At 72.2% G+C, this 11,048-nt stretch carries 8 protein-coding genes and 1 pseudogene; 6 read left to right on the forward strand and 3 right to left on the reverse strand.

Annotation, left to right across the window (positions count from 1 at the left end; translation table 11 throughout):
* A pseudogene (locus ACFVST_RS28580) lies at positions 1-228 on the forward strand (CoA-binding protein); the annotation flags it as partial.
* Positions 229-274: 46 nt separating this feature from the next.
* On the opposite strand, the gene ACFVST_RS28585 reads toward ACFVST_RS28580, so the two are convergent.
* Positions 275-982 carry a GntR family transcriptional regulator gene (locus tag ACFVST_RS28585; RefSeq protein ID WP_390156492.1) on the reverse strand — a complete coding sequence of 236 codons (708 nt, stop codon included), beginning with the start codon at positions 980-982 and terminating at the stop codon, positions 275-277.
* Between the two features lie 262 nt (positions 983-1,244).
* On the opposite strand from ACFVST_RS28585, the gene oxc reads away from it, so the two are divergent.
* The 4 genes from oxc to ACFVST_RS28605 all read left to right on the forward strand — a co-directional run bounded on the left by oxc (position 1,245) and on the right by ACFVST_RS28605 (position 6,270).
* The gene (oxc, locus tag ACFVST_RS28590; RefSeq protein WP_390156493.1) at positions 1,245-2,972 is read left to right on the forward strand and encodes an oxalyl-CoA decarboxylase; all 1,728 of its coding nucleotides are present in this window, start codon (positions 1,245-1,247) and stop codon (positions 2,970-2,972) included.
* A gap of 113 nt (positions 2,973-3,085) precedes the next feature.
* Positions 3,086-3,358, forward strand: coding sequence for a hypothetical protein (locus ACFVST_RS28595; RefSeq protein WP_390156494.1), 273 nt, complete (start codon positions 3,086-3,088; stop codon positions 3,356-3,358).
* A 66-nt stretch (positions 3,359-3,424) separates the two neighbouring features.
* The gene (locus tag ACFVST_RS28600) at positions 3,425-4,513 is read left to right on the forward strand and encodes a nucleoside hydrolase (protein ID WP_390156495.1); all 1,089 of its coding nucleotides are present in this window, start codon (positions 3,425-3,427) and stop codon (positions 4,511-4,513) included.
* Between the two features lie 254 nt (positions 4,514-4,767).
* Positions 4,768-6,270: a carotenoid oxygenase family protein gene (locus ACFVST_RS28605; RefSeq protein ID WP_390156496.1), complete on the forward strand. Its 1,503-nt coding sequence runs from the start codon at positions 4,768-4,770 to the stop codon at positions 6,268-6,270.
* A 6-nt stretch (positions 6,271-6,276) separates the two neighbouring features.
* Here the strand turns inward: ACFVST_RS28605 and ACFVST_RS28610 are convergent, their stop codons facing one another.
* Positions 6,277-6,732, reverse strand: a complete 456-nt coding sequence (locus ACFVST_RS28610) for a hypothetical protein (protein WP_390156497.1) — start codon at positions 6,730-6,732, stop codon at positions 6,277-6,279.
* Positions 6,733-7,011: 279 nt separating this feature from the next.
* Here ACFVST_RS28610 and ACFVST_RS28615 point away from each other — a divergent pair, with 279 nt between their 5' ends.
* Positions 7,012-8,667 (forward strand): translation initiation factor 2, encoded by a 1,656-nt coding sequence (locus ACFVST_RS28615; protein WP_390156498.1) that lies wholly within the window; start codon positions 7,012-7,014, stop codon positions 8,665-8,667.
* A gap of 192 nt (positions 8,668-8,859) precedes the next feature.
* Here the strand turns inward: ACFVST_RS28615 and ACFVST_RS28620 are convergent, their stop codons facing one another.
* The gene (locus ACFVST_RS28620; protein ID WP_390156499.1) at positions 8,860-10,884 is read right to left on the reverse strand and encodes a hypothetical protein; all 2,025 of its coding nucleotides are present in this window, start codon (positions 10,882-10,884) and stop codon (positions 8,860-8,862) included.
* Positions 10,885-11,048 lie beyond the last annotated feature (164 nt).

The raw sequence follows: 11,048 nt of genomic DNA on the forward strand, positions 1-11,048 counted from the left end.
ACCTTCGCCAAACTCACCGCGAAAGCCGTCGCCGAAGCACGCGCAAAGGGCATCGAAAAACCCGTCGTCGCCTCACTCGCCGGAGACACCGAAGTGGAGGAAGCCTGCGACTACCTCTATCAACACGGTGTGGTGGCGTACCCGTACACGACCGAGAAGCCGGTCGAGGTGCTGGGGGCCAAGTACCGCTGGGCGCGGGCCGCGGGCCTGCTGGGCGACGGTTCCTGAGATGACCGCGCCGGGGGTGCCGACGCCGGCCGTCGGCATCCCCCGCCTATGCGCCGGGCGCCTCCACGACCTGCTCGCCGTCGGCGCTGACCCGCTCGTGATACGTGGTCCTGGTGTGCTCGGTGTGGCCGCGCATCACCTGCTGGGCGCGCTGCTCGTCGCCGGCCTCGATGGCGGCGATCAGTTCCCGGTGCTCGCTCCAGGAGCGGGCGCCGCGGGTGCGCGCGACGGGCGTGTAGTACCAGCGGACGCGGCGGTCGACCTGGGCGGAGAGTTCGGCCAGGACAGAGTTGGCGGCGAGTTCCATGACATAGGCGTGGAAGGCGCCGTTGGCGGCGACCACCGCGTCGATGTCGTCGGCCGCCAGGGCGCGTTCGCCTTCCTCGCACAGGGCGCGCAGCCGTTCGGCGGCTTCCGGGGTCGCCTTGGCGGCCGCGAGCCGGGCGGCCTCGGCCTCCAACAGGCCGCGCACCACGAAGAGTTGATCGGCCTCGCCCTCGGTCGGCTGATGTACGAAGGCGCCCTGGGCGGGGCGCAGGTCGACCCAGCCGTCGGTGTTGAGCCGCTGGAGGGCCTCGCGTACGGGCTGGCGGGAGACGCCGAGTTGGCCGACGAGTTCGTTCTCGACCAGGTGCTGGCCGGGCCGGAGGGCGCGGCTGACGATGAGTTCGAGAAGGGCCTCGTAGACCCGCTCACGCAGCGGGCCGGGCCGCTCCAGCTTCGGCACGCTTGCGTTGGCTCCTGCGGACAGCATGGATTCGACCCTTCATCTGCGGCTCTACCGGCCCGGGGGTTGCGCTTCGTCTACAGTCTACCGGCGCGTAGTCCGACCTCCCGGAGGCCCTTCGCCGCCCGCGGCACCACCTCTGTTCGCACCGCTCGCGGCCCGTTCCGGGCCCCCGGTGGAAACCCGTTGCGAAGGGTCTCCACCAATCCTTGTCACCGCTCCCGGACAGGAATACTGTATGCAGTATTCCGTCGATTCCGAGCCGCAATACCCAGGGAGGATCCTGACCATGACCGCCGCTTCCGTACCGGGCACTGGGGCAGGGGACACCGGCCAACCCGCCGTCACCGACGGGATTCATCTGGTCGTTGACGCACTCAAGCTCAATGGTGTCGAGAACATCTACGGTGTGGTCGGAATCCCGATCACCGACCTGGCCCGCGTCGCGCAGGGAGCCGGCATCCGCTATATCGGCTTCCGCCACGAGAGCGACGCCGCGCACGCCGCGGCAGCGGCCGGCTTCCTCACCAAGAAGGCCGGCATCTGCCTCACCGTGTCCGCCCCGGGCTTCCTCAACGGCCTTGTGGGCCTTGCCAACGCGACCACCAACTGCTTCCCGATGGTGCAGATCTCGGGCTCCAGCGAACGGCACCTGGTCGACCTCCAGCGCGGCGACTACGAGGAGATGGACCAGCTCGCCGCCGCCCGGCCCTTCGCCAAGGCCGCCTACCGGGTGCACCGCGCCGAGGACATCGGCCGCGGTCTGGCCCGCGCCATCCGCACCGCGGTCTCCGGCCGCCCCGGCGGTGTCTACCTCGACATCCCGGCCGCGGTGCTCGGTGAGGTCATCGACGCGGAGGAGGGCGCCAACTCCCTGTGGGAGGTGGTCGATCCGGCGCCGCGCCAGATCCCTGACCGCGAGTCGGTGGACCGTGCCATCCAGCTGCTGGCCGGTGCCGAGCGCCCGCTGATCATCCTCGGCAAGGGCGCCGCGTACGCCCGGGCCGACGAGCAGATCAGGGAGTTCGTCGAGGCCACCGGTGTGCCCTATCTGCCGATGTCGATGGCGAAGGGCCTGCTGCCCGACGACCACCCGCAGTCCGCGGCCACCGCGCGCTCGCTGGCGCTGAAGAAGGCCGATGTGGTGATGCTCGTCGGCGCCCGGCTCAACTGGCTGCTGGGCCACGGCGACGCACCCCAGTGGAACCCGGACGCCAAGTTCATCCAGGTCGACATCGCGGCCGCCGAGATGGACAGCAACCAGCCGATCGCGGCGCCGCTGGTCGGTGACGTCGGCTCCGTGCTGGAGGCCCTGAGCGAGCGGAACAAGGCCGGGGCGATCACCGCGCCGACCGCCTGGCGGGAGGAGCTGACCGCCCGCTCCGAGCAGAACGTCGCCAAGATGGCCGGCCGCCTGGAGAAGGCCAGGGCCGCCCACCCGATGAAGTTCCTCGGCGCCCTCCAGGCCATCCGCGACGTCCTCGCGGAGCACCCGGAGGCGTATGTCGTCAACGAGGGTGCCAACGCGCTCGACCTGGCGCGCAACACCATCCCGATGTCCGTGCCGCGGCACCGGCTGGACTCCGGTACCTGGGGCGTCATGGGCATCGGCATGGGGTACGCCATCGCCACCGCCGTCGAGACCGGCGGCCCGGTCGTCGCCATCGAGGGGGACAGCGCCTTCGGTTTCAGCGGTATGGAACTGGAGGCGGTCTGCCGGTACAACCTGCCGATCGTCACCGTCATCCTCAACAACAGCGGTGTCTACCGCGGCAACGAGGAATCCGCCAACGACGACCCGGCGCCCACCAAGCTCGCCGCCCAACACCACCTGATGATCAAGGCGTTCGGCGGCAAGGGCTACCAGGCGAACACCCCGGACGAGGTGGCCTCGCTGCTGCGGGAGGCCCTGGCCGCCGGCACCCCGGCGCTGATCGACTGCGTCGTCGACCCGTCGGACGGCACCGAGAGCGGCGCCATCGCCCACCTCAACCCCAAGGGCATCACCATCAAGTAGCCATCCCCGCTTGCCCGTTCCGCCCCCGCATCCCCCACGGTGCGGGGGCGGACCGCGTTCCGTAGGGGGTGTGCCCCGGAAGGGTGGGGCCAGCACCAGGAGCGCTGCGCGGGATGGCCGGATGGCCCGGTGGGCCCGGTTCCGGTGGCCGGCTGCTGCGGTGGGCGCTGCTCACCGACCTGGTGTGCGGCGAGGTGTTCAAGTTCACCGTGAACCAGTTCGCCGCGGTCACCGGGCTCGCGCTCAGTCTTGCCCTGCTGTGGATCGTGACGCCTCACGCCGGGGAGGGTGAACTCCTTGACAGGACAGCCCGGTTGGAGAGTCGAAACGGCTTGATCATGAACGAGGCACCCGATCCAATGTGCACCACACGTCTGTGCCGGTAGGGGCGATCATGCGGGCGATCGGGCGTCGTACCGGGATGACACACAGGACACGGGACAGGAGACTTCATGGGCGAAGAGCGGAACGAGACCGTTGATGAGCTGCGGCAGCACTGGGACGCGATGACTCGGCTCGGGCGTACGGTGCCCGACAGTGGACTGGCCGGCATCGGTGAGGCGTTGGAGGCGTCCGGTCCATGGCCGGAGGACCCGCGGCGCACCCCCGTGATCATCGACACGGACATCGGCGGCGACGCAGACGACGCCCTTGCGGTGGCCGCCGCGGCGCGGCAGGTGCCCGAGCTGGTCATGGTCATCACCGGCGACGAAGTACGGGGTGAACGGGCCCGGTTCGCACGGCACTTGCTGGACCTCATCGGCCGCCGCGAGGTGGCCACGGTTGCCGGAGCATCTCTCGGGGAGTCCCTCTACTACTGCGTGGACGGCCTGATCCCGGACAGTGTGCCCGCGCAACCCACGGATGTCGTCGCGGCGGTACGCACGGTGTGCGAGGCGGCCGACGGGCCGGTGCGCTGGGTGGGTATGGGCCCGCTGACGAACCTGGCCCGCGTACTCGCCGAGGCCCCCGACCTGGGGCGGCAGCTACGGCTGACCCAGATGGGCGGCGCGCTGCGCTACCGCGACCCCAGCCGGGCGGAACACAACATCCGCATGGACGTGCCCGGCGCCCACGCCGTCCTGAAAGCCGTAGGCAGCGGCGTCCTTCCCACGCCCGAGTTCATCGCCTCGGAGATCACCTTCACCCCGCTGATCGAGATCACCGCGGAACACCCTCTGTACCAGGACCTGCGGGACCCCCAAGGCCCCGTATGGGCACGGCTGCTTGCCGATCACCTGGAGCGCTGGTTCGCCGGGACCCGCTACGGCGGCACCATGCAGCACGACGCGCTGACCCTGTCAGCGGCCCTCGACCTGCCCTTCGTCGACTCCGGCCACCTGAACATCTCCATGGACCCCATCGGCCGCACCACACAGGTCGAGGAGGGAGAAGGCGTCCGCCTGCGCTGGAGCCTGTCCGCCCAACACGAGGCGTTCATGGGCTGGTTGAGCGCTGCGCTGACGGGACCGGTCCACGTCGACCTCGATGCCGTTGTCACTGACGAAGCAGCATCCTGCCCGTGGACCGCGTTGGAGTAGGTGCAGTCCCGACCTCTTCCCTACGGCGTCCCACCCCCTGAGCCCGTGGCCGAATGGATTGTCCAGGGGTCGGACGTGCCCCCAACTCCCCTCCGTCAGCGGCCTGGTGGGGTCGGCCGGTCGGGTGGGGGTGGTGCTGGCAACACCCCCAGGACGGGTCCCAGCACTCCTGACCTGCGGTCGACCGCCCAGCAGACTCGTATCCAGCACCGGCGGACGGCCGCCGGGCACCCACCACGGACGGGGAAAGCGCGATGAGCAGTCACACACGCCGCAGGGTCCTCCAGGGCGCCGCAGTCGCGGCGGCCGGCAGTGTCGTCGGAGGGTATGGGCTCGGCCACTACGCCACCGCGGCGCGGGCCGCGACCGGCGCGGACGGTGGCACCGGCAACTCCCCTTTCCTGGAAGGGGCGTTCGCACCGGTCACCGAGGAACTCACCGCCTTCCACCTGCCGGTGACCGGACGGGTGCCGCGTGACCTCGACGGCCGCTACCTCCGTACCGGCCCCAACGCCCTCGGTCTTGAGGACCCGCGTGCCCACCACTGGATGCTCGGTGACGGCATGGTGCACGGGGTGCGGCTGCGCGGCGGGCGCGCCGAGTGGTACCGCAACCGGTGGGTGCGCTCCGCCGCGGTGGCCAAGAAGCTCGGCGAGCCCTACCCGGGCCCCGTACCGCCCGACGACTTCGCCGCCAACACCCATGTCATCCCGTACAAGGGCCGCATCCTCGCCCTCCAGGAAAGCGGGCCGCTGCCCTACGAGTTGGACGGCGAGCTGAACACGCTGCGCCCGCACGACTTCCGCTCCACCCTCAAGGGCGCCTTCACCGCACACACCAAGTACGACGCCCAGGCGGACGAGTTGCACGCGGTGGCGTACTACCCGACCTGGGACCATGTGCGGCACATCATGATCGACCGGACGGGGCGGGTGGCCCGGTCCCACCGCATCCCGATCGCGGACGCGCCGATGATGCACGACTTCGGGCTCACCTCGAAGTATGTGATCGTCGTCGATGTACCGATCACGTTCGACCTGGACGCCGCCGAGCGCGGCGCGATCGTGCCGTACCGGTGGAACGACCGGCATCCGATGCGGGTGGGGGTGATGCGGCGGACCGGGGGCAAGGTCCGCTGGTTCGAGATCGACCCGGTGTACTTCTCGCACACCCTCAACGCCTACGACCAGGGCGACACCGTCGTCATGGAACTCGTCACCATGCCCGCGCCGTTCTACGCGGCGGGCCGCGGCAACGGTGGGCCCTCCAGTACCGGCACACCCGTACTGGAGCGGTGGACCGTCGACCTGCGGGCCGGGCGGGTGCGGCGGTCCCGGATCGACGACCTGCCGCAGGAGTTCCCCCGGGTCAACGAGGCGCTGGTGTCCCGGCGGCACCGCTTCGCGTACACCGCGAGCGCGGCGGAGATGTGGCGGGCCTATGAGACGGTCGACGGGGTGCCGCCGGACGAGAAGTTCACCAACTGCCTGGTGAAACAAGACATGTTGCGCGGCAGCCGGCAGGTGCACCGCTTCCCGAGCGGGGCGGCGGTCTCCGAGCCGGTGTTCGTGCCGCGCCGCGGAGCCCGGGACGAGGACGACGGCTACATCCTGTCCTATGTGCACAACCCCGAACGTGGCGCGAGCGACCTGGTGATCCTCGCCGCCCAGGACTTCACCGGCCGGCCCCTCGCCCGTATCCACCTTCCCGGCCGGGTTCCCCTCGGATTCCACGGAAGCTGGGTGCCGGACGCGTAGCGCGTGTCACGGGCCGAGGCGGCGGCGGGCCGCCTCGGCGAACTCCCCTACCACGGTGCGGAGTTCGTCGGGGCCGGGGTGCCGGCGCAGCGCGTCCACCACACGCCGGGCGGCGTCGGCCACCTCCGGTGGGCCCTCCAGGACGACCTCGCTCAGGGCACGCTCCAAGGCGGCCGGATCGGTGTCCGCGCGGGCGCGCCCGGTGCGCTCCGCCAGGACCCGCTCCTCCGCCGCCCCGAGGAACTGCGCGTAGATCCTGCGGCGCGCCTCCTGCGAGCGTCCCTCACGCTCGGCCCACAGCGTCATCCGGACCGACTCCAGCAGCGCGTCCGCCTGCCGGTCGCCCGCGTGCCGGGCCGCATCCGCCTGCCGCAGGCCCGCGTTGCGGGTGTACCAGCCGGTGACGGCACTACCGGCCAGGGCCGCTCCCGCGGCGACCAGCGCCACTCCCCACTCACTCATACCGCCCATCCTCCCCAGCCCCGGCCGTCCCCGCAGCGAACCCCGAAGATCCACGGCGGAAACCCCCGCCGCCGACCGGCCACAGGACCCACCGGGACCCCGCGATACGATCAGGCACATGCCGCCCGACCCCTTGGGCAAGTCCAACTCGACCTGCGCAAACGCCCATCCGGCGCCCACCGTCCACGATAGAATCGACCCTGGAAGCGACGGGCGACGGGCGACGGGCGACGGGCGACGGGCGACGGGCGACGGGCGACGGGCGACGGGCGACGGGCGGTGTTGTTCGCTGCGCGGTCCGCGGTGGCGCTGTACCGGCTGCTGGACACACTGCCCGTCTTCGCCGGTGATCCCCGTATCACCCGCCTCTTCACCCTGATCCCGGGCTCCGACTTCGCCGCCGACGCACTCGCGGCGCTCGACGCCGTGGGTGGTCGCAGCGTCCCGTGGGCCGAGGCCTGCGCCCACACCCACGACCTGGTCATCGCCGCCAGCCCCAAGGGCGACGTACTGCGGCTGCGCGGTCCGCACCTCCGGCTCCCGCACGGCGCGGGCTTCAACAAGTCGATACCGGAGGAGGGTTCACAGGATTCCGCCTCCGGACTCGACCCGCACCACCTGCTCCCCCGCGAGCACCCCACCGGCGGAACCACCGTGCACGCCCTCGCCCATCCCGGGCAGCTCACCCGGCTCGCCACCGCCGCCCCGGAGGCCGCCCGACGGGCCAGGGTCATCGGTGACCCCACCCTGGACCGGCTGCTCGCCTCCCGCTCCCACCGCGACGCCTACCGCACCGCCCTCGGCACCGGACCCCGCCGGCTCATCGCCCTCACCTCCACCTGGGGCCCGGACTCCCTGCTCGCCCGGCGCCCCTCGCTCCCCGCCGAGTTGGCGGCCCATCTCCCGTACGACGGCTACCAGTTGGCGCTGATCGTGCATCCCAATGAGCACAGCCTGCTCGGCGCGTTCGAGCTGGGAGAGCGGTTGGCTCCGGCCGTGGACGCGGGTCTGGTGACGGCGGCGGCGTACCAGGAGTGGGCGGCGGTCCTGGTGGCCGCGGATGTGCTGATCACCGACCATGGTTCCAGCGCGCTGTACTACGCGGCCGTCGGGGACCGGCCGGTGGTGGGTGTGCACCGGGGCGGCGCCGAGCTGATCCCGGGCACACCGATGCACCAACTGCTCGCGCAGGTACCGCAGTTGGGTACCCCGGAGACGGTGTGTGAGGCGGTCGCGGCCTACCCGCCCGGGGCGGGGCCGGCCGCGGCGCGCGCCGCGTTCGCCGCCCGGGGCGAGGCCCTGCACCGGCTGCGGGTGGAGGCGTACCGGCTGCTCGAACTCGATCTGCCGCGGCATCCGGTGGCGCCCACCCCACTCCCCCGGCCCGCCGGGCCCGGACGTCGGCCCGGTGCCTTCGATGTGCACACCGAGATCCTGCCCGAGGGCATCCGGATCGACCGGCGCCCGGCCGGACTCGCCCTGCCCGCACGGCACTTGGCGGCGGAGTACGGGGTGGCCGGCGAGCACTGGGTCCGCTCGGCCGGGCTGCTGTTCCGGCGCCCACCGGCGGCCACCACGGGGTCCCCCGGTGTCACGGGTGCCGGCGGTGTGTCCTGGACGGCGGACGGTTGGGCGCGGCATGTACTTGAGGAGTACCCGGGCTGCCGTGTCGCGGGCACCGTACTACCCAGCGGCGCCTGCCTGGTGGGGGTGTGGGGGCGGGACACCGTGTACCGGGTGGAGGCGGCGGAGTGCCGGGACGGTGGTCGACTGGTGCGGGCCGACCCGGCCGTGGCGCTGTCCGCGCTGTACGCCTGGTGTGCGGGCGGGCGGGAACCCGGGGAGCTGGACGGGCGGGCCTGTCTGGTGGGCGGGCGCTCCCACCGGTTGAGCCTGCGCCCCGCCACCGAGGCGGAGGCCGCACAGGCCGTCTGAACCACCGGGAGAGTGCTGAACTGCCGTGGAGGCGGCCGGTGTTGACCTGCCCGGCGGTGGCTCAGCGACCGCCCGCGGCGAGGTCCAGGTATCCGCAGCCGCGTGCGATCAGACTGCGGGTGACGCGGAGGTGATGGGCCAGGGCGCGCCTACCCGCCGGCAGAAAGCGGGTTTCCACCGTCGACTCCCTTGTCATGCCAGGCCGTTGCTGTGGCGGATCTCGGCGGCGGCGGTGCGGTACTCGGCTGCGGCGGTGAACTCGCCCCGGGCTTCGGTGAGTTCGGCGAGGGCATCCAGGATCCGGGCCTGGTCGGCGCCGGAGTCCAGGGCGCGGGCGGTGGTCAGGGCCGCCTTGTACAGGGGCTGTGCCTCCTCGGTGCGGCCCAGGCGGTGCAGCACACCGCCGAGGGCGAGGCCGGTGCGGCCGGTGAGGCGGGTACGCCGCTGGTCGGCGGCGAGGGTATGGGCCTCGTGGAGCAGTGCCCGCGCTTCCTCCAGGTCACCGAGCCGGGCGAGGGCCTCGCCGAGCCGGTAGGTCTGGAGCAGCACACCGTAGGGGTTGGGGATGGCGCGGTGCAGTTCGCGGCAGTGTGCAAAGTCCTGCGCGGCGGTGGCCCAGTCGCCGCGGGCCGAGTGCACCATGCCGCGGAACTCCACCGCGGAGGCGGCGAGTTTGCGGTCCCGCTCGCTGCCGTCGAGGAGCCGTACGGCGGCCAGGGCGGCGTCGATCTCCTGCTGGGCCTCGGTGATGCGGTCCGACTCCCAGAGGGGGCGGGCGAGTTGGCAGTGCATCCGGACCAACCAGGGTGCGTAGGCAGCGCGTTGGGCGGAGGCCACACCGAGCCGCATCGCCTCCACCGTCTCGGACCGGTGCGGGTGGTGCAGGGCGTGCGTCCAGAGCGGCTCGCACAGGGCGACCACCTCCGCGTCCAGGCCGCGGGCGTGTGCCAGGCGGACGCAGCCGTACAGCAGGTGACGCTGCCCGTGCAGCCAGCGGGCCGCGTGTGCCACCCGCTCGGCGCGCTCCTCGTCGGAGGCGGCGTGCTCCGGGTCGTCCAGCGGGGCGTCGGGGGTGTCGGGCAGGGCGGGGAGGCGTTCGGTGACGGTGAGGCGGGGCCCGGCCAGATAGCGGTCGGCGAGCTGGGACTGACGCAGGCACCAACTCACCACCCGCTGCTGGGCGTTGGCGATTTCTTCCGCGGTGGTCTGCTGACGGGCCCGGCGCAGGGCGTGTGCGTGCAGGGGTCCGGGCAGCCGGAGTGGGCCCTCGGCGTCGAGGGTGCCCGCGGTGCGGACGTCGATCAGTCCGGCCTCGGCCAGTTCCTCCAGCGCCGTATCGCACTCCTGCGGCCCCCGGCCCAGCAGGGCGGTGGCGGAGCGGCGGGTGAAGGAGGGGCCGGGGTGGTGCGGCAGCAGCCGGTAGAGGGCGGCGGCGGGCGGGGTGAGACCCCGGTAGGCGGTGTCCCAGAGCTGTTCCACCTCGGGCACACCCTTCTCGTGCAGTTCGGCCCGGAATTCCGCCAGCAGACGCGGCAGTGGGCGCAGCGGGTGGCGGCGGACCCAGCGGCCGGCCACCTGCACCGCGGCCGGGAGGCCGGCGCAGAGCCGCAGCATGTCCTCGACGGCCTGCGGGTCGGCGGCCAACCTCCGGTCGTCCACAAGGAGTTGGAAGAGTTCCCGGGCGTGCTCCCGGGTCAGCGGTGTCAGTGCCAGGTCGAGTGCGGCCCCGTCGGCCAGGTCGTAGAGGGGGCCGTGGCTGGTGACGATGACCAGGCTGTCGGCCGAGGCGGGCAGCAGCGGGGCGACCTCGGAGGCGTAGCGGGCGTTGTCCAGCAGGAGGACGAGGGCGGCTCGGGAGGTCTTGGTGCGGAACTGGCGGCAGCGGCCCTTGAAGTCCGGTGCCAGCAGGGCCGGTTCGACGCCGAGTGAGTCGAGGAGCTGGGCCAGGACGTCCGCCGGGTCGAGGACGCCGTCCACCCGGTAGTCGTCCAGGTCGGCCAGGAGGACGCCGTCGGGGTGGGAGTCGGCGAGGGTGCGGGCGAGGAGGGCGGCCAGTTCGGTCTTGCCGAGGCCGCCGGGGCCGTGCAGGGAGAGCACGGGTGGGCGGGTGCCGTTCGCGCGGCCGAGGACCGCCTCGCGGACCTGGGTCCGCTCGGTGTCGCGATTGACGAAGTGCACGGGCTCCGGCGGCAGTTCGAGTGGAACTCCGACCCGCATTGACGCCCTCCCCGTTCCCCGTGGTCCAGACTCCCCGCACTCTAGACGCTCCGTGACCATGCCGTAGCGCGACCGAACGGTTCCGGCCAGAGGTGGGCCGGGATGGCGGGGTCCCTCGCGTCTCCCGCCCGACGTGCGGTCCACGGGCGTCATGTGCCCAGCAG

Source organism: Streptomyces sp. NPDC058045 (assembly GCF_042885635.1).
GTDB lineage: Bacteria > Actinomycetota > Actinomycetes > Streptomycetales > Streptomycetaceae > Streptomyces.